Annotated in this window: 22 protein-coding genes; 12 read left to right on the forward strand and 10 right to left on the reverse strand. The window is 45.3% G+C overall.

Annotation, left to right across the window (positions count from 1 at the left end; all coding sequences use genetic code 11):
* Positions 1-388: 388 nt before the first annotated feature.
* Positions 389-1,456: a hypothetical protein gene (locus tag IT291_09555; GenBank protein MCC6221470.1), complete on the reverse strand. Its 1,068-nt coding sequence runs from the start codon at positions 1,454-1,456 to the stop codon at positions 389-391.
* Between the two features lie 144 nt (positions 1,457-1,600).
* Entirely contained in the window at positions 1,601-2,857 is a 1,257-nt protein-coding gene (locus tag IT291_09560) for a putative DNA binding domain-containing protein (GenBank protein ID MCC6221471.1), read from the reverse strand.
* 253 nt (positions 2,858-3,110) lie between these two features.
* Between IT291_09560 and IT291_09565 the strand changes: the two genes are divergently transcribed.
* Positions 3,111-3,671 (forward strand): thioredoxin family protein, encoded by a 561-nt coding sequence (locus IT291_09565; protein MCC6221472.1) that lies wholly within the window; start codon positions 3,111-3,113, stop codon positions 3,669-3,671.
* Between the two features lie 22 nt (positions 3,672-3,693).
* Here the strand turns inward: IT291_09565 and IT291_09570 are convergent, their stop codons facing one another.
* Complete coding sequence (locus IT291_09570) at positions 3,694-4,026, reverse strand: hypothetical protein (GenBank protein ID MCC6221473.1); 333 nt, start codon at positions 4,024-4,026, stop codon at positions 3,694-3,696.
* A gap of 91 nt (positions 4,027-4,117) precedes the next feature.
* On the opposite strand from IT291_09570, the gene IT291_09575 reads away from it, so the two are divergent.
* The 5 genes from IT291_09575 (at position 4,118) to IT291_09595 (ending at position 12,142) form a co-directional block, all read left to right on the forward strand.
* Positions 4,118-7,102, forward strand: a complete 2,985-nt coding sequence (locus IT291_09575; GenBank protein MCC6221474.1) for a proline dehydrogenase family protein — start codon at positions 4,118-4,120, stop codon at positions 7,100-7,102.
* Positions 7,103-7,230: 128 nt separating this feature from the next.
* Positions 7,231-9,447, forward strand: coding sequence for a response regulator (locus tag IT291_09580; protein ID MCC6221475.1), 2,217 nt, complete (start codon positions 7,231-7,233; stop codon positions 9,445-9,447).
* 9 nt (positions 9,448-9,456) lie between these two features.
* Positions 9,457-10,947, forward strand: a complete 1,491-nt coding sequence (locus IT291_09585) for an HDOD domain-containing protein (protein MCC6221476.1) — start codon at positions 9,457-9,459, stop codon at positions 10,945-10,947.
* Between the two features lie 35 nt (positions 10,948-10,982).
* A complete protein-coding gene (locus IT291_09590) occupies positions 10,983-11,363 on the forward strand; it encodes a response regulator (GenBank protein MCC6221477.1) in 381 nt (126 codons plus the stop codon).
* Between the two features lie 134 nt (positions 11,364-11,497).
* Positions 11,498-12,142, forward strand: a complete 645-nt coding sequence (locus IT291_09595; GenBank protein MCC6221478.1) for a DedA family protein — start codon at positions 11,498-11,500, stop codon at positions 12,140-12,142.
* A 25-nt stretch (positions 12,143-12,167) separates the two neighbouring features.
* Here IT291_09595 and IT291_09600 read toward each other — a convergent pair whose 3' ends face one another.
* Positions 12,168-12,560 carry a hypothetical protein gene (locus tag IT291_09600; GenBank protein ID MCC6221479.1) on the reverse strand — a complete coding sequence of 131 codons (393 nt, stop codon included), beginning with the start codon at positions 12,558-12,560 and terminating at the stop codon, positions 12,168-12,170.
* Positions 12,561-12,816: 256 nt separating this feature from the next.
* Here IT291_09600 and IT291_09605 point away from each other — a divergent pair, with 256 nt between their 5' ends.
* A complete protein-coding gene (locus IT291_09605) occupies positions 12,817-13,191 on the forward strand; it encodes an acyl-CoA thioesterase (GenBank protein MCC6221480.1) in 375 nt (124 codons plus the stop codon).
* Positions 13,192-13,208: 17 nt separating this feature from the next.
* On the opposite strand, the gene IT291_09610 is transcribed toward IT291_09605, so the two are convergent.
* On the reverse strand, positions 13,209-13,712 hold the full coding sequence (locus IT291_09610; GenBank protein MCC6221481.1) for a DUF5320 domain-containing protein: 504 nt from the start codon (positions 13,710-13,712) through the stop codon (positions 13,209-13,211).
* A 137-nt stretch (positions 13,713-13,849) separates the two neighbouring features.
* Between IT291_09610 and IT291_09615 the strand changes: the two genes are divergently transcribed.
* A complete protein-coding gene (locus IT291_09615; protein MCC6221482.1) occupies positions 13,850-14,347 on the forward strand; it encodes a MerR family transcriptional regulator in 498 nt (165 codons plus the stop codon).
* Between the two features lie 36 nt (positions 14,348-14,383).
* Here IT291_09615 and IT291_09620 read toward each other — a convergent pair whose 3' ends face one another.
* The gene (locus tag IT291_09620; GenBank protein MCC6221483.1) at positions 14,384-15,088 is read right to left on the reverse strand and encodes a hypothetical protein; all 705 of its coding nucleotides are present in this window, start codon (positions 15,086-15,088) and stop codon (positions 14,384-14,386) included.
* 303 nt (positions 15,089-15,391) lie between these two features.
* Positions 15,392-16,153, reverse strand: coding sequence for an OmpA family protein (locus IT291_09625; protein MCC6221484.1), 762 nt, complete (start codon positions 16,151-16,153; stop codon positions 15,392-15,394).
* 416 nt (positions 16,154-16,569) lie between these two features.
* Here IT291_09625 and IT291_09630 point away from each other — a divergent pair, with 416 nt between their 5' ends.
* Complete coding sequence (locus tag IT291_09630) at positions 16,570-18,648, forward strand: hypothetical protein (protein ID MCC6221485.1); 2,079 nt, start codon at positions 16,570-16,572, stop codon at positions 18,646-18,648.
* A 10-nt stretch (positions 18,649-18,658) separates the two neighbouring features.
* Here the strand turns inward: IT291_09630 and IT291_09635 are convergent, their stop codons facing one another.
* The 3 genes from IT291_09635 to IT291_09645 form a co-directional block, all read right to left on the reverse strand.
* The gene (locus tag IT291_09635) at positions 18,659-19,501 is read right to left on the reverse strand and encodes a hypothetical protein (GenBank protein ID MCC6221486.1); all 843 of its coding nucleotides are present in this window, start codon (positions 19,499-19,501) and stop codon (positions 18,659-18,661) included.
* 30 nt (positions 19,502-19,531) lie between these two features.
* Complete coding sequence (locus IT291_09640; GenBank protein ID MCC6221487.1) at positions 19,532-21,379, reverse strand: tetratricopeptide repeat protein; 1,848 nt, start codon at positions 21,377-21,379, stop codon at positions 19,532-19,534.
* Between the two features lie 65 nt (positions 21,380-21,444).
* Complete coding sequence (locus IT291_09645) at positions 21,445-21,984, reverse strand: hypothetical protein (GenBank protein MCC6221488.1); 540 nt, start codon at positions 21,982-21,984, stop codon at positions 21,445-21,447.
* A gap of 339 nt (positions 21,985-22,323) precedes the next feature.
* On the opposite strand from IT291_09645, the gene IT291_09650 reads away from it, so the two are divergent.
* The 3 genes from IT291_09650 (at position 22,324) to lptG (ending at position 25,030) form a co-directional block, all read left to right on the forward strand.
* Positions 22,324-22,527 carry a 30S ribosomal protein S21 gene (locus IT291_09650; GenBank protein MCC6221489.1) on the forward strand — a complete coding sequence of 68 codons (204 nt, stop codon included), beginning with the start codon at positions 22,324-22,326 and terminating at the stop codon, positions 22,525-22,527.
* 104 nt (positions 22,528-22,631) lie between these two features.
* Positions 22,632-23,927, forward strand: a complete 1,296-nt coding sequence (locus tag IT291_09655; GenBank protein MCC6221490.1) for an LptF/LptG family permease — start codon at positions 22,632-22,634, stop codon at positions 23,925-23,927.
* Complete coding sequence (lptG, locus tag IT291_09660) at positions 23,924-25,030, forward strand: LPS export ABC transporter permease LptG (protein MCC6221491.1); 1,107 nt, start codon at positions 23,924-23,926, stop codon at positions 25,028-25,030. The genes IT291_09655 and lptG overlap by 4 nt, the downstream gene beginning before the upstream one ends.
* Positions 25,031-25,040: the final 10 nt, after the last annotated feature.

The raw sequence follows: 25,040 nt of genomic DNA on the forward strand, positions 1-25,040 counted from the left end.
CAGCGTCCGCCAACTACCCTTAAACTCGTCTATTTCCCCGATTAGCCGGAGCATCTCCGGCGAGATATTTAAGCCGCGCGTTTTCATCGCATATCCATTTACATAGCCATTTAAGTCCATGAATATCCATTCCTGTCCATTTATACCATTTACAAAAAGGATTTCTGTAAATGGTATAAACAGCAAGTGCGTAAGCACTTGCCAATAAACAACAAATACCGTTTCCAAAAAGTAAAATATTTAACTTACTTTTTGGAAACGGTATAGACAAGATATTCGCGTGGCGCCATTAGCGAAAGTGGCTCAACTATCCCCAACCTCCTTTGCCATATACCCAAAAAAAACAGCACTGTTCGGTTACTGGAAGGACTAACGAACCTCGGCCTGCCTACTTAAAAAGGCTAATAACTCCGTACATCAACCTCGATGGTAGCCCAAGCACTCGGACTATGGCCTCCTTAACACTACCATCTCCTCGCGCAAAGGAGCGCCGATAGAATGCTACAGCTTCAGTCTCCACGTAGTCAAAGGGGAATAGACATATTGGGCTTTGCGGCGGAACCAGCTTGACGAACTGAGTAAAAGCGAGGCTGCTATAATGCCCACTCATGAGAAATATAGTATCGGGCCTACCGATAGCCTTTCTAAGCCTTAAGCCGTATTTAATGGGGACTGATTGATCGAATACGGAGAGAAACATCAGCGTATTATTTGCATCGATGTAGGAGGCGACAAACTTTGGGTCCGTCTTTATATTGGCCTTAAGGTAGTCGTAGAAGTCGGTTTCGCTAAAATTCTTTTTGGCCATAACCCGCCGCTTGAACTTTTGAATGCCGCGCTCCTTTGAATCACTAAACAACTTTACCAAATCAGAGCCACCCATCGCTAAGACATTATACTTTAGCCGCGCATCTACTCCGGCGGTCATAGCTACATTTATTGCTCCTCGACTTATGCCAAACGAGGCGAACTGGTCTTTCTTATATACGTTCTCGAAGAAATCCAGCGCAATGCGATCTTTAATCACATTATTGCGAAAGAGCGTCTCAATGCGATCGATGTTGTCGGGATTCTTAAAATCGCTATCGCGATGGACTACCGCGGCATCAAACCCATGTTCGGCAAAATAAGCCGCAAAATAATTTTCAAATACATTTCTCCCACCGAGCACGGGGAAAACCAAAATCAACTCTTTGCTTTCCTCTGGTCGCTTAAAATAATCTATTACAATCGGGCCAATATTGGTCTGAAGATAAATGCGCTTAATGGCAAAATCCTCCTCCTGATCGAATATCTCCTCTCTAAAGCTAATATAAGAATTGCCCTTAGCGTAATACTCATCAAGCGATGCAGGTCGAAGACGAGGCCCAGCGTAATCGGGATCTTGAGAGGCAAAGAAACAAGCCGATAAAGAAAAAGATAACAAAACCAGGCAAAGCGATAAAACCTTGCACATAACCAAAACCGGAAAAATAATTTAAGTAAATTAATTATACTACACTTTTGGGAAAATCGAGGAAAGAAATCAGTAGAATGACCATTCGCAAAAGCTGAGCGAGAACGATTCTTAGCGAAAATTCAGCTTTTGTCTATTCGTCGCTCAGTCCCTGCCGTGAGGTGGCTGCGCAGCGAAAATAGTAAGCATCAGTTCCGAATCGTCCAGAAGCCGATACACTGGCTTTCGGCCAGACACTTTCTCGCTTTCGGTTATAATGATAGGCACTCCCTCGCCGCGTTTGTCCATAATAAAGTTTCGCTTACTACCAATGGCGTCAACATTCATGGGGCAACGAGCTAGCAATGAACTGATCAATTCGTTTCGGGCCGATTGACGTTCTGAAATGCTATCAACGGTCATGGTGTTAGGGATAGCACCAGGAGAGAAAATTTCTAGTCGATCCGAAAACAGATGCAAGCGAATTTTGGAGCCGTAAATGAAGTAGTCTCGATGAGCGACTGCGTTTACAACCGCTTCGAACACGGCATTCATGGAGAACTGGGGAGTTTCAATCCTATTTGGCGCCTTGACGGCAAAGACCCGCATGTTCCGCTCTACAAACTTACATGCATCCCGAATCTGAACATCCAATGGCCCAGTGATATCCTTCGCATCCAGTTGATAGGCTGCGCTCCGCTCCACTCCCCGATAACAAACAGACTGGATAAAGGCACTGCATATGAAAGATTCAGGTGCATCCGATGCCATAAGTATGCCGCTCACCGTTGCTCGCATAGCCCCGTCTTCGTCCTTGGCAATCAGTTTCATCTTTTCAAGAAATTCCTGATCGGCCCTGGGTGAGATAACCGTTCTAAATCTGCTCCACAGCTTCGGATTTAGATTATCGGGAGATGTGCCTGGAACTATTTGTTCATCGAAACGAATGAGTCGCACCTGACTTCGTTGCTGGAACAACCGTTCCAAAACATCCGGTTTCATCTCGCGCCTTGAGCTTCCGATACGACGAAAATAGCCATTTGGGCTTTTATGGACAAAAAGACTGCGTGGCACATCGACTCTCAGTATGGCTTTTTCACCGCCTTGTTTAGCGGGCACGAGGAGCCTGCGAATTAAGCAATCCAAGGGTGGATCAATTGAGTCGTTGCAGATGGAACGAAGCCATGCTTCAACAATGTCGAGCTTCTCCAGTGGTATCCCCTGAACCTCCCTACTCTTGTCATCAACCCCCAAAACAATAATGCCGGATGCCGTATTAGCCATAGCCGCCAGCTCGTCTGCCAATGCGTCCCTGTGAGGGCCGCTAACTTTGTTACCGCTGAATTCAACAGACTTAAGTTCGAGAACAGAATCTTCGCCCAGCGCAATTTGCTTAAGCAAGTCAGAAGGATTTTCGTACATCAGCCGATCTCCTTGCTGAGAAGGACAAACGACGATGGAACACCAACGCTTTTCTGCTCTGTCTTAGTATAGAAATAGGTTATCGGTTTATTTGTTGACATAGTTATTAGGCCTAGAACCGCTTTTGGTTTTACCACAGGAACATTAGTGCTGCATACAGATTTTCAAGAGATTTATATAAAGTCTGGTCTTGCCACAAAAGAGTTGATACTTATTAAAAAAACGGACTCGACGTCACTGAGGTTAGAACTATATGGCAAAGACTTTTTCTAAGATGATGGAATTGGGAACTGTTGCACCGGATTTTGAGCTACAAGATGTAATTTCAAAACAAAAGAAAAGCTTGGATGACTTGGCATCGGAAGTTGCAACGGTAATTATGTTTATCTGCAATCACTGCCCGTTTGTAATTCACGTTCAAAAAGAGTTAGTAAGACTTGCCAGTGACTACTTGCCTAAAGGGGTTTCCTTTGTCGCAATAAACTCAAATGACATAAGCGAATACCCACAAGACTCTCCAGAAAAAATGCAAGAAACTGCTAAAAACCTAAAGTATCCATTTCCATACCTTTACGACGAGACTCAGGAAGTTGCGCGTGCGTATGATGCTGCATGCACGCCAGACTTTTTTGTCTTTGATAAGAATAGACGCTGTGTTTACAGAGGGCGCATCGACGAGTCTACACCAGGGAACGCCGTTCCAGTCACTGGACAAGATTTGCGCAAAGCTCTGGATGCAATAATTGCGGGAACACCCGTAAATGCGAAGCAATATCCCAGCGTCGGCTGCAATATAAAGTGGAAAACGTCTTAATATAGCGCTATAACAATTACTGCTATTTTAGTAAGCCATACATAAGGCGAACTGCAATATTCGCAATAAGCCCGTATAATATAGAACTAACAACAATTATAAACTCGCCTGCAATAAGGGCCGTAAAGACCTCGCCCCTACCCCGCTCGGCCATCCCGCTAAACATAGAATATACTGGAAAGTCAACGTAAGTGTACAAGAATTTCAAGCCCCCCATCTGAGGAGATATTGATTCAAATGCGCTCGTCAGCTGCCCAACCAAAACTATTAAATTTGCCACCACAAAATGCGCAATTCCAATAGCATCCCCAATAATCCCTGCGCGCTTCTCAGGGTAAACTGTCTTCTTTTCCATATCGCATTACCTCACATTCCTGTACAATACACACTCGACTTTGCGAAATCATAATCAATTGGTCAAGTATATTGTTTCACTTAGGGACCACATGGCGAAAGACAGCTTAAATCTAGAAAATGAGATAAGAATATTAGGAAATGAGATATTTAAGGAGGTCAGAAGCTCTTCAGTTTCCATATTTACCCCTGAGTTTCATGCAAATAACCTGATCAACTGGGCCATGGCCGATGAGGGCTTTAGGGTTAACTTGTTTCGCTTTGTCGACGTTTTGCCAAGCCTTAATAATTCCTCGGAGGTTATCGAGCACGTGCAGGAATATTTTGCGCCTATCGCAGATAAAATTCCAAGGGCATTAAAGTGGGGTTTAGATATAGACCCACATGGCGTCGCGGCTACACTAATCGCGAAGGTAATTCAGAGAAACGTACGGCAAATAGCAAAAAGATTTATCGTCGGCGACGCTCTCGACGCCGCTGTAAAGCGCCTGAAAAACATCAGACGCCACGGCTTGGCTTTTACAGTCGATCTCTTGGGGGAGGCCACTGTAAGTGAGGACGAGGCCCTACACTACCAGCGACGCTATCTCGAGCTAGTTACGGCGCTAGGAAACAATTTTTCAAAAGAAGACGACGAATCAATCATTCCACATCATTTTGGCGAATCTACGCCCATTAATATTTCCGTCAAACTCTCAGCTCTCTATTCACAGGCAAAGGCAATAAACTTTAATCGCTCGGTTGAAGTGCTCTCAAATCGATTAAGCGAGATTGCCAGAAAAGCCAAGGAAATTGGCGCTTTTCTCTACGTCGATATGGAAGATTCCTCTATGGTAGATATTGCGCTAGAGGTTTTTAGAAATGTCATGAGCACTTCTGAATTTGCGTCTTACGAGCGTTGTGGAATCGTCCTACAAACTTATCTAAAACGCACGAGTAAAGATTTTGCCGAACTACTCAAATGGGCCAAGTCCAGAAAGGCACCTATTGGCATACGCCTTGTAAAGGGAGCTTACTGGGACGCAGAGGTCATTTTAGCCAAACAACACGGATGGCTGTGCCCCGTATGGCAAGAAAAAGCATCTACAGATCTTGCTTATGAAGAAATGAGTTTCGAGTTGCTGCAAAACCATAAGTGGATTTACACTGGTTTTGCCTCACATAATATCCGTTCACTTTGCCATGCCATCATTGCCGCAAAACATCTCGGCGTACCACATACTAGTTTTGAACTGCAAACTCTATACGGCATGGCAGACCAAATTAAGAAAGCTTTTGCCAATCGCGGCTTCCTAGTCCGAGAGTATGCTCCCATAGGCGACCTAATACCCGGCATGGGCTATCTCGTGCGGCGTTTGCTAGAAAACACATCGAATCAGGGTTTTTTGCGCAGTAGTTTTAGTCAAAACGAAAGCGCAGAAACTCTGCTAGCGAGACCGCGAATCAGGAATGACGGAGCTATCGCCACTTCACACGGAGCTGTAACAACTGCGAAAGGTTTCGGCAACAATGCCTTAAAAGACTTTTCGCTTTCACGTGAGCGAGAGATTTTATCAGCCACTCTATCGCGTTTAATGAATGGATTTAGAGAACATGCTGCTAGCGTTGCGCCAATAATCAATGGCTTGCGCTGCGAAACCCCTGATATCTTGCATTCGCGTTCACCTGAGGAACCTGCCTTAGTATTGGCCATTACAAAACTAGCCGATAAAACACTTGCCCAAAAAGCACTTGTCGAGCTTAGCGAGTATTTCCCTGTTTGGCGAGACACTCCGGTTAGCACTAGAGCAGATATTTTATTTAAGGCGGCAGAGCTTATCGAACGAGATAGAGCCGAACTCACTGCCCTAATAATTCTCGAAGCGGGGAAACAGTGGATTGAGGCAGATGCAGACGTAGCCGAGGCAATAGATTTCTTAAACTATTACGGCTATCAGGCGCTAGAAATGTTTAATATGCGTAACATTAGAAGCATGCCCGGTGAAATAAACGAATATTTTTACGAGCCGCGCGGCGTTAGCTTAGTAATCAGCCCGTGGAATTTTCCCTTGGCTATCCCCTGTGGAATGTTTTCGGCAGCACTTGTGACGGGCAATTGCGCTATATTAAAACCCGCCGAACAAACGCCCCTAGTAGCATCGCGACTTTTTGAGATATTTTTGGAAGCCGGGCTGCCAAAAGGGGCCGCAAGTTTTATTCCCGGCCTCGGCGAGGACGTTGGCTGGTATATGGCAAATAGCGAGCTAGTAAGTACAATTTGCTTTACCGGCTCAAAAGAAGTTGGTCTCAAACTCATTACCGCTGCCGAACGTGCGGGCCAAGGGCACGAGCACATTAAACAGGTCATAGCCGAGATGGGTGGAAAAAACGCCATCATAGTCGATAGCGATGCAGACTTGGACGAAGCCATCAAAGGAGTCGTTAGCTCTGCCTTTGGCTATCAAGGACAAAAATGCAGCGCCTGCTCGCGAGTTATCGTTTTAGAAGGCATTTATAGCAAGTTTGCCGCTCGCCTGGCACTTGCAACGCAAAGCCTAATCGTTGGCCCTGCATCCGATCCTTCGACATTTGTCGGGCCAGTAATTGATGAAACAGCATCTAAGTCAATAACAGCTGCAATAAATAAAACCTCACTAGCATGTCGTTTGCTTACACCAAGTATGGATGCCTTAGTCGCTAACTCCTCAGTCTACATTTTGCCAACTATTTTTGCCGAAGTGCCACGAGAGCACGAAATATCCAGAAAGGAGATATTTGGGCCAGTGCTAGCCATGATAAAGGCTGCTTCATTTGAGGAGGCATTGGAAATCGCCTTGGACAGCGAATACGGCCTAACAGGAGCAGTTTTTTCTCGCAGTCCGAAACACATCGAACTAGCTAAAAAGGATTTTCGCGTTGGAAATTTATACATCAACCGCGGGTGCACGGGCGCTATAGTGGGTCGCCAACCTTTTGGCGGCGCAAAAATGTCCGGCGTCGGCTCTAAAGCAGGCGGCCCCGACTACCTTAGGCAATTTGTAATCCCAAGATCTATATCAGAAAACTCACTAAGGCGCGGATTCGCACCTGAGAATTAAGTGCCCATAATTAAAGGGTTTTGCCGCAATATAGACTCTTTTCCGCGCGTTTCTCAATACGGCAACAATGTCGTTAAAGCTATGCTTTGCTTATGACGATCTTCTTATACGTAATTCAATGACATAATATGACAGACACTTTCGAACATTCAGATCTGCAGGAAGGCGGGGTAGCTAAGGTTCAATCTTTGATTGAGGCCGGTGAAGAGCCCAAGCGCGTCTACTCGGCCATTGCGCATGCCGCTGCAAAGCTTTCCGGAGTGATCGGGGCGATAATATACCTTCCCACCGATAACAAAGAGGAGTTTCACCAGTGCGAGCTTATTGCACAGGTGGGTGAAGCACAAATCCCCGAGCCCGGACAAACTGCACTGGAGAGAGAAGCTCGCATGGCTGTTCATGGGGCTAACAAGCTCTACCAGCAAAACCTAGATTCAACCTGCCACTACACCGATATCATCTGCCTCGGAACGCCCATTGGCTCGCTTGGAGTTGCCATAGCTGCCCCATTATCTGCCTCAGTTAAAGACACTCTCTCTGCTCTTGCCTGTCTTGCCGGCGTAATTTTTGAGAGACAGAGACTTTCGCTCCGCCTCAGACATTACGTGGATCGCCTAGAAGTGTTAAACCAATTAAATCAGCTCATAGCTTCTGGCATTAACTTAGAGCGCATTGCTCGCTCCCTGGCTCGCGAGACTGCCTTTAGGTTTGCAGCAGATTGCTCGCTCATAATGCTTCTATCGGACTCTGGCAAGGAACTAGAAATTCGCGGCAGTTACGGGTGTGCGCCAGACATTCTTCCACCGCAGATACCATTACAAAATACGATTTTGGGACGTGGCTTACGAGTCGGCGGCTTATTATCAATTCCAGACGTGAATGCCCAAAAAAATCACGGCGTTGATTTTTTGCATTCAATATGGATTAACTGCATCCACTGCGCCACGCTCGAGGTGCAAGGAGATACTCTTGGCCTCATGCTTATTGGTTTTCGCAACTCCTTAATTCTAAGCGATCGAGAGAGTTCGATGTTTGAGGAACTCGCCCAGGGTGCTGCCGTCGCAATTGCTAACGCGCGTTCGCAGGAGAGATTGACTACTTACACAGAGAAGCTCGAAGATCTCGTTTCGCAGCGCACTGCCGATTTAGCTATACAAACTAACAAAGCTGAGGAAGCCAATAAGGCGAAGAGCCGCTTTGTCGCGAACATTAGTCATGAGCTAAGGACGCCACTAACTGCTATAATTGGATATGCCAGTGTGCTTAGCGACGGCGTCTTCGGAGAGGTGACTGAAAAGCAACGCGAAGCACTAAGCGCCATTACTCGCTCGAGCGAGCACCTAAAAGAGCTAATTGACGACGTACTCAATATCTCTCGCATCGAATCTGGAAAAGAAGATCCAAAGCCATCCCAAATCCCACTTGGCACACTGCTTGAGCAAATATTTAAGCTCATGATGCAAACGGCCCTGGGAAAGGGTTTAAAGCTATTACCACTAGACCTCGACACAAGCGTCCTAAGTGCCAATTTATGGCTTGACCCTAGACATATCCGCCAAATACTAATCAACCTTCTCTCTAACGCCATCAAATACACCAAACCAGGCGGAACAGTAACGCTGAGGGCCAACATAATTGGCGATAAGGCGAAAATTACCGTCGACGATACTGGGGTCGGCTTGTCACCAGCTCAGCTAAAAACTCTTTTCGAGCGATACGAGCGCGGCGACAACAGTTATAGCAAGAATCAGGTTGGGACGGGGATCGGGCTGTCATTAACAAAGCACCTGGTAGAAATCAATGGCGGGAGAATCGCGGTAGAGAGCACTGTGGATGTAGGGTCTTCTTTCTCGATTTTTGTGCCAGTAGCTGACGCCACCTCGATTATCGAGGGAAGTGCCAAGTCGGAAGAGTCTGAATTGGCCACGAGTGGGCCCGTCCTCAGTGGACTTAATATCTTAATAGTGGACGACAACGAAATGACCTGTGACATCCTTGCTACTATCTTGTCTAAAGTCGGTGGCTATCCGCATATTGCGCGCAGCGTGGCGTCTGCAAAAGAGATGTCGCAGAAGCTTTCTCTCGACGCCGCCTTGATAGATTTGGCAATGCCTGGGGAGAGCGGCTTGGATCTGATAGATTATTTTCGTCAGCACTGCGAACCACCACATTCTACAATGCCGTTAATAGTGGTTAGCGCATGTGCGTTAGAGGAGGATCGCAATCAAGCATTGACGCACGGCGCATCGTTTTTTATTCCCAAGCCGTTTCGACCTAAGGAAATCGTAAAAACTATTCGCTATTTAACGACTTCTTCAATTCTAAATGCAACGGAGCTGGTTTAGGTAGTAAGTATGGGTAAAGAGGCAGATTTCGATATTAACACGAGTGACTCATCTAAGGAGTTGTTGGAGAAATTGAGATATGCCTTGCAACACGACGGGGATTTCCCCGTAAGTGCTCGCATAGTAAATGAAATTAGAACTCTCGCTAGCAATCCAAATACAACTATTGAGAAAATAACTGATGTCATCTTGCGCGAGCCCTCGCTGGGAACTCGCGTTCTACATCTAGTTAACAGCGCCTACTATCAACGCCCTCAGCCAATCATGACTATTACCAGTGCTATTATGCAATTGGGAATGAAGGCACTTTCGGATCTATGTGCCGGTCTCGTCATCATGCAGCGATTTATACCAGCGGCACGACGAGGAGAGATCTTTGCCGAGAATCTAAAGAAGAGCATTATTATTTCGCTGCTTACGACAGCTCTAGCTAGCGATACAGAAGAAGAAGGTGGCAAGGAGTGTGGTTATCTCGCTGGTACATTTTATAATCTCGGGTATCTGCTGCTGGCATATTACTTTCCGCAAGTTTACGAGGCCGCCTACTCGCGAGCAAAGGCACGCGGTCATGATGTTACTCAAAGCTTAACAGAGATTCTTGGCGTAGGGCCAAAGGAGCTAAGTTTGGCAATAGTGGACGCACTGGACATTCCGAGCTTTTACACAAAACTTATAGCAGAGGTACACACACTTCCATCCCAACGCACCTCGAAGGGAAGCACTCTCAGGTTAGTAAGAGCCTTGGCTACAAGCGATAAACTTGCCTCCAACATAGTTCGAGGAACGGGAGAGTTTGAGCTTAAACTCAGCACAGCCGAACTTGCGGAAAGTGAAGGTTCGGGCTTTAGCTTAGCAGAACTTAACAGCGTTATCTGTGAGTTGCCAAACCAGTTTAGCGAGCACTGTAAAATGCTCGAACTGAGTTTCCTAACACTTCCAGACTATTTAAGTGCATTTTGCGCCAGGAAAAAAACTGCAGCCCCAGACAAAACGCCTAAAACGCAGTCACTAAATGCATCTTTTTTAAACTACACAAAGGAAATTAGGCAGCAAATTGCCGCCAAGGAACCCCTATCTAGCATCGTAACCTCTGTCATGGAGTCGCTTGCATTTGGTTTAAAGTTTACTAGAGTGCTTCTGCTGCTTGAGGACAAGGGCCTGGGGCAACTGGCTGGCAGGATGGCATTGGGAAATAAGATCAATTTTGATCCGAAAAAAGTGTTTCGCTACGTGGAAAAGGAAGACATTGAGTCGAATCCTGACGCAGCAGCTTTTTTGGTCGGCTGTCCGCAAATTTTTGGCGACCCAATATTTCCAGACGGTTGGCCCTTTGCGGCCATTCCTATTGGGGGTAGCCGAAATCCTGCAATCGGAGTAATTTATGCCGATATAGTCACAAATCCGGACGAGAACGAGCAACCGCTGGACGATAGCGTTCAGGCATCGCTTAGTGTTTTAGCGGATTTATTGGATGAGGCTTTAACTGGTGGTGGACTTTGAAGTGTATTTGATATTGACATAAGAGCATTAGAGTTTTGAGCAATAGAGTTTTAAATATTGACGATGACCCAATGGTTCGCAGCCTAGTGCGAACTATGCTCGAAGCATCGAGCTATGAGGTTTTGTCAGCCGATGGCGGGAATGAAGCTTTTCGCTTGCTCGAACAACAGCCTCGCCCGTTAGATCTGCTATGCATAATACTAGACCTACAGATGCCAGACATGAGTGGCTTTGACGTCATCACTCGCTTAAAGCTCAATGCTGAAACACAAAACATTCCGGTAATGATGCTTACATGTCAAGGTAACCCGGAAGATTTCGTGACTGGGTACCAGATTGGTGCTGACTATTATGTCACTAAGCCATTTACGCGAGACCAATTACTTTATGGAATAAAGCTCATCTCGCATAAGTAAAACAATTGCTCCAAATCGATACGCCACCCTCACTAACAAACCCTTATGAACATTTCCTATAGGCACTAGTATATGTTAATAAGTTGCCTAGTCATTAGGGATACGAGGCCGTAATTAGTCTTTTATTGCGTTAAATGAATCTAGGATCAAACATCATTCAATGGCTAGCCAGTGACAATGGACTAGTAGTTCACCTTAGCATTTTTGGCCTGCTAGTGTTAGGGGGAATGGGGTTCCCGATTCCAGAGGATATTCCCTTAATAGTAGCTGGAGTTGCCGCTTCAAAAAAGATCGTGCACCTGCCTACGGTATTTGCAACCTGTTACCTAGGGGTAATGCTGGGAGATCAAATAATGTTTTTTATTGGCCATTTCTTTGGGCAGCGTTTGATTTTAGCAGGAACGAAATCCAGATTTTTCCCCTCCATAACTGCTGACAAGCTGGACGAAATACGCGAAGGTTTGCGCAAGCGCAGATTGTTATATATTTTTGTAGCACGACATCTCTTTCCTATTCGCAGCATGACTTTTATCACTGCCGGAGCACTGCGAGTTCCCTACTTTGAATTTCTTGCCGCAGATGCCATTGCTGGTTTGGTAAGCGTAGGCGTGATGACGTCAATAGGATTTGTAATAGGAGAAAGTTTAACAATAGATCGGATTCAACATATCGCTGAACAAGCACACTTATATCTTTTTGGCATAATAGCAATTATTCTTATGCTTTACGCACTACATGCCTATATAAGGCTAAAACTAAGAAAGAGATCGCAAACTTAGATGAGCCTTAAACTAGCCTAACACCTTAATGCAAAGTTTCAATGACGCCACTGTTTTCGAGTACCTCGCTAAGCGCCTTCCCAAAGGCTAGCCGCAATGTCTCAGCGGAAGTCTCAATCACGCCTTCGCTGGTTTTAACTATCGCCTCATACACAAGGCGCTCGTTAATACCAGCGTGATAGATGAGAACCTGCCGTGCTTCGAACTGCTCTACAAGTTGCTCCACAGTAGGAAGCCAAACGAAGGTCTCGCGGAGGATTTTTGGCGTTAACCCTTGTGGATCGACAAAGATACAAACTTTATCGAGATGGTTTCTATCGCTTACCTCATCGCCAATCTCGGGATGCCACACCAATCCCTTCTTTTCTAGCTCCACTGAAACGTTAATGTAATTCCAGGCACTTTGTTCTATTTTCATTGCTGTAATACTAGAGTAAAGAATGCGTTTTTATTGCGTCGCCTATAGCGAATCAACACATCTGTACAGTATGATGAATAATATCGGCATATTGAGGCAAATTTTTTAGTCCATGAGAAAGCTAGATCCTCGAATATTCCACATTGCCTAGCTGTAATTAACGACAGGCAATATCAATTGACTATGCCGTTTCCAAAAAGTAAGTTAGATATTTTATTTTTTGGAAACGTTGTTTACAAGGTTGTATCAGCAGCATATGCTTGAAAAAACACCAAGAATCCGGGTAGTTATGCTACCAAAAGACACTAACCCAATGGGGAAAATCTTTGGTGGTGTAATTTTAAGTCATTTAGATTTGGCGGCTGGAGAGCATGCTAGACACGTTGCGGCAAATGATTACGTCACAAAGATTCTTAAAGAAGTAGATTTTATTGCTCCAGTTCACGTTGGCGATACTGTTAGTTATTACACTGAAACGATTAGAATTGGTAAAACTTCCATTGCCATTAAAGTCTTAGTCGAGGCTATGCGGGGAGCAGGGAAACAAGAAACGATAAAAGTTACCGAAGCCGAGGTGGTTATGGTCGCCGTTGATTCAAATGGCAATCCGACTCCAGTGCGGCGCCCTTAGTGCGGGAATAACCCTCGTCAATTCTTAACGTCTGTATTAAACCAGGGTAGCCCGATGCTTCTCCAAAAATTCTTTTTCGTAGCGCGATTAGCTATCAAACCCTTCATCATTTCCATCTCAGCCACTTTAATCACTTGTTCTCGCTCTATCCGAGCTTCGAGCCGCTCCAGGCGCTCTCTAAGCCAATCTCTTTCCTGTTTTAGTGCTTTAATTTCGTCGCGGAGCTGTCGCTTTTCCAACACCTCATCCGATTGATTGAGAACGAGGGCTCTAGAGTCACTAGTGGAAACAACATCTTCGGCGACGGGAGATTTCTTTATCGCCTTATCCTTAAAGCCTGACACTGGTTCTGAGGGGCTACGAAATACACTAGCCACCTCGGATTCTTCAAAAAACAGCTCGTTATCCTTCTCTATGGGTCTTAGAAAACCACACTGAACATAAGTGCGAAGAGTAGAGGGAGCGACGCCAGCTTTCTCCGAACACTGTTTCTCGCTCAAAAGATTGCTCAACAACTCCATAATAATTAAGCTCCAATTAGAAAAAAAACACTGTACAACTTACTCGCTTTATGCAATTCTTAGGAAAAGTATTTTATCTTAAGCCACTAGGTGGCTATTACAAAATTTTTTCTTTTTCGCAAGGGGGAAACCTAGAGATGGATGTCAACGAGTACTCTGCCATAGAGATACGAAAAATTCTTCAGCAATTGTTTCCGACTCGTAAGTTGGTACTGTCGCAATTTACATTTTATGCAAACCGCGGAATTATTCGACCTACTGGCACAACTTCGCGACGCGGACGCCGCTGCTTTCGTTTAGAGGATCTGCTACCAGTTGCCGCTGTTATTGCTCTAAAAGAGGAAGGCATTCCACTTAAAAATATCGAGGCCTTGCCGGGCATTATACAGAGGTACGCTGCTGAGATATTTAGCACCCATGCGACTTGTCGCATATCTGGAGTTTGCAATAACGTCTCATTAAGCATAGCAGACGAGCAACTCGTCACTCTTCCGATTGATTCGTTTCTAGACGGGACGTCAGCGGACAGCTTGTTTTGGAGTTTTGACCTGAGAAGACTTACTAACCAGTTACTGGCCGTTATTAATGGACGCATCGAGGAGATAGACAGTCAATATCTGGAACGCGCTGCCTAAAATCTTTCTGGAAGGTGCCCGTTCCCCCAAAGGTGTTTACTTAGCTCTTTGAGGTAGTTCGAAAATCAGGCGAGATAGTTTTTTTTCAAATACATAAATTGCTGCGGGATAGTCGCTCTCTAGCGCAATCGTTCGCCCTTTTGAGATACCAGCACCCTCTATCACCACGGCTCTTTCGGATACCTGCTCCTTCGGCAAAGGCTTGCGGCATTTTAGCTCCGGGCAAACGGGCCCTAGGAATTCTAGCTTGGCACCGCCAAGTCTTTCAGACAGCACTGCAACGGCACCTCGCATAAGGCATATCCATACTGCTTTTTCAGCATTCATGCCCGAACCAAAGTCCACCTGAGAGTTCTGATTAGCCTGCTGCCACTCCTCGGGCGAATCATACACTTCCCTCATGCGCCCACGAAAAGTTAAAACCATGTTGAAGTCTGTAATGTGATGACCGTAAGCATAGCGGCGCGCCACAGAGCGAACTGCCAGGTAACTAAGAATTGCTTTAGCTTTATTGCGCCGCCAGCTGTGGTTGGTAACAAATGGAATTATCAACAAAGAGACAACGCTACTAAAAGCAAGAATGAGAATCTGGTCAAAGCCATAGGCAACCGATCCCATCATCAGGACGAAGCCAGTAGCTGCCACTATTCCCTCAGCATTAGCCTTGGAAACGAGCTCCATGCGCTCCTCCAGCGCCACTGAATTCCATGCTTCTTTTGCACTTAAACTTTGCCTGGCCATATTTCCCAAACTAAATTAGCACTCTCTAAGCTGCTAGCCTGATACTAGCGTGCCATAAAAGATTAGAATGCAATTAGCGCACCAAGACATTGCATCAGCACAACTTCTTAATATTTATGTGAAAAACTTGCGAGCAACCGGACACTAAAGCAGGAACAAAGGCAATTATTCCCCTTTAAGGCAGAAAATTGTGCTAAACAGAGGACAAAGAAATGGGCTGCTGTGCTTTAACACCACAGCAGCCCATTTCTTGCGTTGCGGTCTCTATTACAATAATAAAGCGCGTTCTAGAAAACCAAACCTCTAGGCACCCTGGCCACCGACCGAGAATTGAACTCTGCGGTTAACAGCTCTAGCCCAGTCTTCTTCCTCAGTAAATATTGGTCGCGACTCGCCGTGACTTATGCTCGACATCCTAGCAGGATCTATACCAAGCTCTACGAGCTCATCGATAACAGCTTGAGCCCTCCTTTGGCCTAAACTCACATTGTAGTCATCCGTCCCGATGTAATCCGCGTGCCCCTCAACGACAACTTGAATGTTAGGCACTGATGCCAACAGTTGGCTAATCTGCCTAACGCGTCCCTTACCCAAATCGTTAAGCGCAGACTTATCAAACTCAAAGTTAACATCTGGAATAAAAACTTGTCGCTCTCCTCCTAACGAGCCGACATCATCGCTCGTCACTTCCGGCTCGCCCGTTCCACCAATTTTTGAATAAGGCGGTATACTACGACAATCAGGGAACTTATCTGAATCAAAAAAGCAAAGCGGCTCTCTATAATCAAACGGCTCTCTGAAACCAAATAAACTGCGCGTAAAAGTAGTAGAACCAGCAAAAGCACTCCACGGCCTATAAACCGCCTCTCTTAACGCCCAACCAACTGGGTGTAAAAGATACGCCACCGTCCTAATGGGGTGACTTTCCGACTCTCTCCATCGAGGAGGTTGGTGATAAGTAAAAATGCCATTATCTCTCGGGAGCAAATCCTGTGCACTGGCAGTCGAAACTGACCCAAATAAAACAAATGCTCCAAGCGTTAAATAAATCGACTTTGCCTTCATCTTAGAAGAATCCTTTATTCTAGAAATTTTAACTTTACAGCATGTTAACTTATACAAGCCACAAGCTAGCACTCAACAACAATTTAAAGTGCCTCAGAAATTATTTTTCCACAACCCCACTTTTTCCAATTACTGCATTTACTATTATTTTTTCTTAACACTAACAAACACAAAGCAGCAAGGGAATACTCGCGGCAAAATAGTACAGATGCCGAATATCATAAACAGGTTCTTTGTCTACAATAAAGGCGTAAGAATCCCGATAGCTAGCTCGACTATATATTTCCTATCTTTTCCCTTAAATTATAGCATTCGCGCCATAAACAAAAAAATCATCCCTTTTTCGCCATAATGTCATCAAAACAATAACAAATCATAGAAAGATTGTCTCTTTTGCTTATTTTCGCCTAAAGGTAATGAAATCAAGGACGTATAAATATCTTATATCCAAAGCCTTAGCACTCGGCTGCATTACCGCTGGCTTGAACTATGTCGCCATTAAACAAAACATTCCTCTCGTTCACTTCTCAATACTAGCCATTCTTTGCTATGCGGTAGTATTTTTGCCAAAATACCTCAGCCTAACAAGCGTTCTACTATTTGCTACAAGCATAGTTTTTTTTAAAACTCCAACAATAGAAAGCATTGGCGTCCTAGGCATCGCTCTTTTCTTACAGCTTCTGATCGACGCAAAGCGCGTTAAAGAAAAGCAACTTCCTGAGCAAAAACTGCCAAGCCCACAACAGGCTGTGTCAACAAGCCAAACGCCTCGAACTAAAGCTATCCCAAAAAACCGCATTAGCGACGTCCTCCTAGATAACTCGCCGTGTGCAGTTGTAGCGGTAGATAGAAACTTGCTAATAACTGGCACAAATCGGCGATTTGCAGAACTCCTTAACACCCTCCCCGAACAACTAACAAATAAGCGAATCGACTCTATTGATCGCTCACATCCGTGGATTAGCGAAATAATTGAGCTAATAACAGGAACTCTAAAATCAAGTCAGCAACTTAAGGCCGACAAGGCCACTTATACTAGCAGTAGCCATCAGGGCAAGTATCTCGAGATATCCGTCATTCAAGACCCAAACGACAGAGCCGCCTCTTATGGTGCTACAGAGTTTTTAAATATTGCCTTAATAGTCTACGCAGAAGTGTTGCCTGATCTTCGGCCATTTCAGGCTGAACCCATACAGCTCAGTAAATTTGAGGTCCTCGGTCGCAACTCTATAGAGTTGAACAAAGAAATAAAAATCTGCCTGGACACTCTAATAGAGTACTCCTCCGAGGCGATTAAAGATTTAGGGAGCGACATCGACTCCAGAGGAATAGCCCTCTGTCAAACGACGCCGGGCATGAATATCAGCGTAGCCCTACGCAACATAGAAAAAACTGCCAAAGAATCACTTGAAGTAATCAAGCAGGTCGATGCCTGGCAGAAGACGGTGGAAGGCGACGTTGAGCCCTTCGATCTCGGCTCGAATATTGCGCTTGGCATTACTTACCTACTCAAAACTCAGCACTTTAGCTCCATTCCCAACATCAAGTTTTCTTTTGGAGGCTCCAACGAGAGCATCTGCATTGCGTGCCCTCAGCGAGAAGGCATGAGATTCCTTTGCTACTTTTTATCTCTAGTTGGCGCAGTTGCACGGGCGACATCGGCAATCAACATAACTCTTGGAACCGAGACAATTGACGAGGAAGCCTCGTCAATACTAGTTGGGCTAAGACCGGGTGTCTACGCTCGAATCATTGTCGAGCACAGCGGTCAAAGCTTTACGCTTAATATGGCAAACAAAAAATATTTCAAACCGATTCATAACGACGAAGTCGCTACACAATTAGAAACAGCTCTATCGCTGTTGCGAAGCCAGCTAAGTCTACTGGGCGGCTTCGTTTCACTTCAGAGCTCACCACAGCGCGGAACTAATATCACGTTCTATCTTCCGTTAAACATGTCAGGGGGCAGCTTGAGATCTAAAAAAGAACATAGCAGCAACAGCAAAAATATTGACACTGCTTCCATACCACATGAATTAGGATCTCACTCATGCGGTCAACGAGTGCTACTAGTTGCTTCTGACAGCGATACGCTAATATCTACCAGCGAAACGCTAAAAACACTTGGGCTTCACGTCACCATTAAACAGTTTGATTCGTTGGTAGCCGAACTAAACAAGCCAGTAAATTTTGAAGGACTTGGCTTCGCCGTTCAGGACGAAACGTGGGATTCGGTAAAAGAAACATCGGAAATGACCAAAAGCCTCACGGATTTTGACTTCCTTATAATCAGCATAGACGCAGCTTCTGATACTGCACTAATGCTAGTACATTTCTTAGAGAAGCAAAATCCAAACGCCACAACCCTGCTACTAGTGGATCAGAGCCCAGCCATAAAGCGCATGTTCGCAAACTGGCAGATGATAAAGAAACCACTAGATTTAAACGCATTTGCAAACACAATAAAGCTACATCAACTGGCCGCACCAGCATAGCGCATCGACACTACAAATAGCTCACCTTCATGCCAGGGGGAATAGTCACATCGAAGAGATCTGCGTCGCTTTGTGCGATATCTGGGTTAACGACCAAATCTTCGTACTCAACTGCAATAACTATTTCTTCTGCTGGCATAGACAACTGTAGCTTTTTTGGCAAAGCCAAGCGATCCGAAACTCCCCGTTCACCAATAAACTCAGCAGACATAATGGAGGCGTTAATAGCATTATCCCTAACGTCTAAACCAAAAATACGCGGGATTTTTTTCCCATCACCTGCTTCCAACAACGAAAACCGAACATCTACCTGCACATTCGAGGCATATACATACTGCATAAGCATTACGCCATCGTTTGCCTGAGTTTCCAGCAATCGCGCCTCTACTAGCTCGCCATGCAGCTCAGCATCAAAGCGCCCGCAAAATAACAGCATCACCTCATCAAGCGATAGCGGAAGCAACATAAGTTCGCGAATATTTTCCAGGCTAGGATCGCCAATATAAGCCACCTTATTCGACAAATCCACGACCTTCATTACGCCATCATGCACGGACAACAACGATAGCAGCGCGTTACTGCTCCTTTCCAGAAAGTCAATGCGCAATTTATCTGGCCGCCTAAAAACAATCACTTGACGAAAATTTTCGGATTTGACTCCCCGAGAAATCCTAACTCGAGCTAATGCTTTAAGAGCCTTTATGCTAGCAACATCTTCGCGGAGAAGCCCGCTAACTTCATGTAAAACTTCAGGCGACGCCGAACGGTATGCTGTCGAATCAAAGGGCCGTGGAGTTAGACGATGGCAAGCGCTAAAAAAAAGCAATAGCAAGAAAAATATCAGCCTAATCATAACAGGGGGAAAAACTTGGCTCCTCGGTAGCTACTGCTTCATTTTTCTAATCTTATCCATCCCTGCCCTCACACGTATCTCAACCTGCCCGTCGTCCGACTTAGGAGCAAACATCAAAGCCTTCTCAAAAACCGATAGCGCCTTTTCTCTTTGTCCCAACTTGATTAAAATCTCGGCAAAATGCTCCAGTATAACGGCATCGTCAGAAACCGCCTTTATCGCTAGCTGTAATTGCTCAAGCGCTTCCTCGTATTTGCCCATCTTAAAATAGACCCACCCCAAGCTGTCGATGTAATAAGCATTATTGGGCTCAATCTCCAAGGCTCGCTTAATGAAACGCTCAGCCTCCCCTAATGCCTCGCCTCGCTCAGCTAGGGAATATCCAAGATAATTCAGCGCATCGGCATTACTGGGATTTGCTTCTATGGACTTGCGCATCGCCTCCATGGCCTCTTTAGGCTTTTCAAGCTCATCGTAAATTGCCCCTAACGTGAAGTAATGGCGATCAACTGCCTTATCCAGCGCGATGACCCTTTTCATTAGCCCAACAGCTTCATCTAACTTCCCCGCTTCGCGCTGCAACGAGGCAAGGTATAGCAATAAATTAATGTCATCGGTCTTCTCACTAAGCGCTTCCTCTATAGCCTTTGCGGCAATGTCGAACTGCTTTTTCTGCTTCGCTAAGTACGCCACTAAAACTCGGGATTCCACAAACATCTTCTGTCCCGGCTTTATTTGCTGCAATGCATTAATAGCATCTTCATCTTTGCCCATGCCGGTATAAACAGATGCTAAAAAATACCTTGCAGTAGAGTTTTGAGGATGGACTGCTAAGATAAGGTTTAGCTCCACCTCGGCCCCTGCAAAGTCCTTTCGCTCGAGCTTAATTAAAGCAATTTTTAGCCTCGTTTCAGTTGGATCCTTCTCCAGGCTCCTCAGCTCTTCTAGCTCCTTAAGTGCCTCCTCAAACTTTTGCCCCTCCCACAAAAGCTGCCCCAAAAGCCTTCTTGCTACGACATTTTGGGGATTTTTTGCGAGAATTGACTCGCACTTCTCAATTGCTTCGTCCCGCCTGTCCCTTAACGCCAAAGTTCGTGCATAATCTATCTGAATAGCTTCTGCATCTGGATTTAGCTTAACTGCTTTTGCATAGAACTCCTCCGCTTCCTCTAAGGCACCGCGCGACTCAGAGATGCGAGCTATATAATAATAGGCCAGAGCAGATGCTTCGGGGGAAGCGGCAATTAGTTCTTCCAATACAGCCTTAGCCTTATCGTAGTCGGAAGATTGGGCATAAAGGCTAGAAAGCAATACATAGTTGTCCTGATTTTCTGGCTCAAGAAGAATGAGCTGGCGATATATCTCTACCGCCTTATCGCGATTGTTTAACGAAGCGTAGATACCTGCCTTTAGACGAAGGACGTCTAGATTCTCCCCATGCACGGAAGATTCAACAGCTAGATCAGATATCTTATCTAGCTCCTCAAGCGCTAACCTAAGCTCCCCCTTCCGAACATATAGTTGTGCGAGCCGACTCCTAAGTACTGGTGCTGGCTCAGTTTCATGTTCGCTCGCCAATTTATAATTCGCCAAAGCCTCGTCGTACCGCTCTCGATGCAGCGCTAGCTCGCCCAGCAAAAAGTAGTAGTAAGATTTCGATGTCTCAGCAACTTCGGCATCGGCCCCTTTGGCCCTAGCAATTTGTTCTTCAATAATGTTTTTCTCAAACGTCCCACCAGCATTAGTGATGCCAGTAGTCGCAGCCCGCGAACTACATCCAACAAGTAGATAGATTACAAAAAGAAAGAGAACCGACTGCGATTCTCTTGTTAGAAAATTCTTGTGAGGGGAAACCTCAACCCGACAAAGATAATTCATTACAAACGTCTTCCCTTATTCGCCGCGTCGAGGTTCCTTGAAACAGTGCTCAATAAACACTAGAGTTAATGCTCGACTGCTTCGCTCCTCTCCTCAGTATCAGCAGCATTGCCAGATGTCGAGCCAGCACTCTTGCCAGCAGGACTATTTACGTTGCTAAGTAGCTCTCGTGCACGCGATCCAGTATTTGGAATCTGCTTAACCCGATCTGCTAAAGTCGCCGTCCGCCCACTCTCCTGTTGTGCCACATAGTTTGGCCTGGGCATATAATGAGATGGCGCGATGACATCTCGTGCCTGACGCAAAGTCTCCTTGCAATTCCTCAAAGTTAGGATAACACCACCCCACGGTGCCAACCCCAAACTTGGATTCTGCTGGGATACCGAACCAAAAAGATATTCCAACATAGCCAATAGATCTATCGCTTCTCCTATATCCTTAGTTTCTCTGCTGTTACGCAAAGTCGCCATCATACCGGTCCAGGGCACCGATGCCGACGCCGGCATCTGCTGCGAAAGGCTTCCCAAAAGATACTCCAACATAGATAACAACGACACCGCCTCGTCCAACTGTCTCCCCGAATCTACTCTGTCACCTTTTTCCATAACGAACATCTCCTCATTGTTTTTGTCAACATTTTTTTTGTCGAATCAGTGATAGCTAGAACCGCTGCGAAACAAACCACTAAGAAACAAACCATTGCCTCCTTTCCTAAAAGCAAGAGTCCTTTTATACATTTAATGTTGAGCAACCTCAATGTCCCAGATGGTTATTTTTCAAAAGATTTATGGCTAACGGATTGCCTTTTATAGAAAAAACAGACAAGATACGGTGGGTTTGCAGCCCGCAACCTCTCTAATTAGGATAAGAGGAAGAAAGGGCGTGTATTACTACACGCTCATAAAATTAGTAAATATTTTTGAGTAATAACAAATAGTATAGGTATGACGGAAATTACAGTTGACCACAATTTAGAAAAGGCCATGCGCATACTAAAGCGCAAGCTCATTCGGGAAGGCTTATTTAAGGAGCTAAAGTCTCGTCGCTTTTATGAAAAACCTTCCGAGAAGCGCAAGCGAAAAGACAAAGAAGCTCAGAAGAAGCGCCGCAAAGATGTAGAGCGGACTCGCCGTCATAGTTCGCCATAATGCTTCAACAGAGATCTACTACGCAGCATTAAAATTTTTTGAGAGTGTTAGGTCAGCTGTAGAGTAAACCCTTCGAATAGCATCCCGGAGGGTTAGTAACTGCTATGGGGTTTACAAAAGCACTGCAACTAAGAAGCATTGACGAAAAGACGCCCTCGCCGTTACATCGCTTACCTAAGTTTCCGGTTACGATACTTTCTCGCTACGTATTTTTAGAAATTGCTACCCCGTTTCTCGTTTCGCTTTTTGTCTTCACGGGCATATTGTTTCTGGTCCGCATCCTCAAACTTGTCGATCTAGTAATTAACAAAAACGTTGCGATAGGCGACGTTCTTGTCTTGTTCTCCTATGTCGTACCGCGCTTTCTGGAAATAGCCATCCCAATGTCACTGCTTCTTTCCTGTATTATTGCGTTCGGGAGACTTAGCGCAGATAGCGAATTAATTGTCATGCGTTCCTGTGGCGTAAGTTTAAGAAGACTCGCGATCCCAGCTTTTTCCTTTGCCCTGATTGCATTTTTCATTTCGCTAACTTTAAGTCTTTGGATTAGACCTCTAGCGAATTATCGCCTCGGCGTGGGGCTTTTTGAAATTGCAAAGACCAGAGCAAGCGCTGGTTTGTTAGCAGGAGTATTCAACGATTTAGGCGATCTCACCATATTTGCCGAAAAGATAGACCCAAGCAGCACTCGGTTAACGAATCTAATCATCTCGGATCGCCGTGGCGAAGTGGTTCGAAATTTCATAGCAAAGTACGGAAATATTATTGCCGATGACAGCGCGCGAACGCTTTCTCTTAGACTCTTCAATGGGGCGATCCATGAAGGCGTAGGACTGAACTATAATTTGACCGATTTTAACGTAAACAATCTCAACTTAAGCGAAAAGGAACTCTTGGCCGGAGAAGCAAGCAGCCGTGGCAAGAAGAGCGATGAGATGTCTCTCGTCGAACTAAATGCCTTGCGCCACGAGCTTGAATCCCTCCCAGCTCCTCAATCTGACGAACAGCGCCAACAGTTATTGAGCTATGATATAGAGTGGCATTCTCGCTTTGCTGTCCCTACGGCTTGCCTAATTGTGGTCTTTTTGGGCATGGCTCTTGGCATTCAGTCAAGTCGCGGTGGATTCGGATATGGACTAACGGCTAACATTTCTCTAGGTTTGCTCATCATCATGTTATTCTACATATCGTTGGCACTTTCCTCCGCTATAGCCGAGAAAAATGCTCTGCCTACTTGGCTATGCATGTGGTTTCCCAATACATGTATAGGGTTGCTAGCGGTTTACTTATTTAGGATGGTTGAGAGCGAACGATGGCTCGCTGTAACGGAAGCTATAGCAAGAGGTCTTGCGCATTTGCGCACTTCGCAAGGCAAATCGCTAACCGCACAAGCACAATGAACAAAGTATTCTTGTTTAACATTCTACAAGGCTATATTGTGCGGCAATTTCTCAATGCACTCGTTCTATGTCTAGCTGTCTCCCTTTCTATATTTTTTGTTTTCGATCTTTTTGAGCGCATTAACCTTTTTTTTAAGGAATACGCTACCTTCGCGCAAATAGCTAGTTATATGCTATTTAAGATACCACTAATCGCTCACCTAATGACGCCTGTAGCAGTGCTGATTGCCACGCTAGTCAGCATAGGGCAGTTAGCTCAAAAATCTGAATTAACAGCTATGCGAGCTTGCGGCGTAAGCATGTTTCGGATTGCGCTACCACTAATATGCATTGGCGCGTTAATCTCAGCGATTATGTTTATTAGCGGCGAAACCATAGTTCCGTGGGCAACGAACCGAGTGGAGGAGATTTACAATTTTGACATCCGCAAGAAGGCCCAAACTGGTAAAGTTAGCAAGGCAAATTTTTGGTATCGCAAGGACAACAAATTTTACAGCATCGATTTCTACGATTCCCGCTCTGCTACGCTGCAGGGAGTTACGATATTCGAAATGACAGATAACTTTGCTTTAGCCGGACGGATCGATGCCGAGGAAGTAGTCTGGAAAGGCCCCGCGATGAGATGGCTAATGAAGAATGTCGTAGAGACTTCCTTTAACTTAGAAGGGCGACCAAATGTTTCTCGATTCCAAACTCTTCCTCTGGTAATATCTGAAAAGCCAAAGGATTTTTATGAAATAAAGCTGCGCCCAGAAACCATGAGTTACTGGGAGCTCGGTAATTACATAGAAAAGCTCCAGCGCGAAGGTGGAGCTGTATCAAAATACTTAGTCGATCTAAACGCAAAACTTAGTTTTCCTCTTATTACGGTAATCGTGATTCTCGTCGCATTCCCCTTTGCCCTTTTGCCGGCGCGTTCTGGGAGTCTTACGAAAAGTTTTATCGCTGGCATTTCCTTAGGATTTGGATACTATTTCGTTCATGCCTTTAGCACTTCGCTCGGCGCAGCCGAGCTAATACCGGCCTTTCCGGCGGCATGGACTGCAACTATACTACTGGGATGTTTGGGAGGCTATTTGATCGCTGGTGCAGACTTTGCTTAGTTGATGTAGA

Source organism: Deltaproteobacteria bacterium (assembly GCA_020845775.1).
Taxonomy (GTDB): Bacteria; Bdellovibrionota_C; UBA2361; order SZUA-149; family JADLFC01; genus JADLFC01.

What these genes read in the sequence shown, in the direction of transcription:
- IT291_09555 (MCC6221470.1), bottom strand. Translation starts at nt 1,456, where the DNA reads ATGTGCAAGGTTTTATCGCTTTGCCTGGTTTTGTTATCTTTTTCTTTA.
- IT291_09560 (MCC6221471.1), bottom strand. Translation starts at nt 2,857, where the DNA reads ATGTACGAAAATCCTTCTGACTTGCTTAAGCAAATTGCGCTGGGCGAA.
- IT291_09565 (MCC6221472.1), top strand. Translation starts at nt 3,111, where the DNA reads ATGGCAAAGACTTTTTCTAAGATGATGGAATTGGGAACTGTTGCACCG.
- IT291_09570 (MCC6221473.1), bottom strand. Translation starts at nt 4,026, where the DNA reads ATGGAAAAGAAGACAGTTTACCCTGAGAAGCGCGCAGGGATTATTGGG.
- IT291_09575 (MCC6221474.1), top strand. Translation starts at nt 4,118, where the DNA reads ATGGCGAAAGACAGCTTAAATCTAGAAAATGAGATAAGAATATTAGGA.
- IT291_09580 (MCC6221475.1), top strand. Translation starts at nt 7,231, where the DNA reads ATGACAGACACTTTCGAACATTCAGATCTGCAGGAAGGCGGGGTAGCT.
- IT291_09585 (MCC6221476.1), top strand. Translation starts at nt 9,457, where the DNA reads ATGGGTAAAGAGGCAGATTTCGATATTAACACGAGTGACTCATCTAAG.
- IT291_09595 (MCC6221478.1), top strand. Translation starts at nt 11,498, where the DNA reads ATGAATCTAGGATCAAACATCATTCAATGGCTAGCCAGTGACAATGGA.
- IT291_09600 (MCC6221479.1), bottom strand. Translation starts at nt 12,560, where the DNA reads ATGAAAATAGAACAAAGTGCCTGGAATTACATTAACGTTTCAGTGGAG.
- IT291_09605 (MCC6221480.1), top strand. Translation starts at nt 12,817, where the DNA reads ATGCTTGAAAAAACACCAAGAATCCGGGTAGTTATGCTACCAAAAGAC.
- IT291_09610 (MCC6221481.1), bottom strand. Translation starts at nt 13,712, where the DNA reads ATGGAGTTGTTGAGCAATCTTTTGAGCGAGAAACAGTGTTCGGAGAAA.
- IT291_09615 (MCC6221482.1), top strand. Translation starts at nt 13,850, where the DNA reads ATGGATGTCAACGAGTACTCTGCCATAGAGATACGAAAAATTCTTCAG.
- IT291_09620 (MCC6221483.1), bottom strand. Translation starts at nt 15,088, where the DNA reads ATGGCCAGGCAAAGTTTAAGTGCAAAAGAAGCATGGAATTCAGTGGCG.
- IT291_09625 (MCC6221484.1), bottom strand. Translation starts at nt 16,153, where the DNA reads ATGAAGGCAAAGTCGATTTATTTAACGCTTGGAGCATTTGTTTTATTT.
- IT291_09630 (MCC6221485.1), top strand. Translation starts at nt 16,570, where the DNA reads ATGAAATCAAGGACGTATAAATATCTTATATCCAAAGCCTTAGCACTC.
- IT291_09635 (MCC6221486.1), bottom strand. Translation starts at nt 19,501, where the DNA reads ATGATTAGGCTGATATTTTTCTTGCTATTGCTTTTTTTTAGCGCTTGC.
- IT291_09640 (MCC6221487.1), bottom strand. Translation starts at nt 21,379, where the DNA reads ATGAATTATCTTTGTCGGGTTGAGGTTTCCCCTCACAAGAATTTTCTA.
- IT291_09645 (MCC6221488.1), bottom strand. Translation starts at nt 21,984, where the DNA reads ATGGAAAAAGGTGACAGAGTAGATTCGGGGAGACAGTTGGACGAGGCG.
- IT291_09650 (MCC6221489.1), top strand. Translation starts at nt 22,324, where the DNA reads ATGACGGAAATTACAGTTGACCACAATTTAGAAAAGGCCATGCGCATA.
- IT291_09655 (MCC6221490.1), top strand. Translation starts at nt 22,632, where the DNA reads ATGGGGTTTACAAAAGCACTGCAACTAAGAAGCATTGACGAAAAGACG.
- lptG (MCC6221491.1), top strand. Translation starts at nt 23,924, where the DNA reads ATGAACAAAGTATTCTTGTTTAACATTCTACAAGGCTATATTGTGCGG.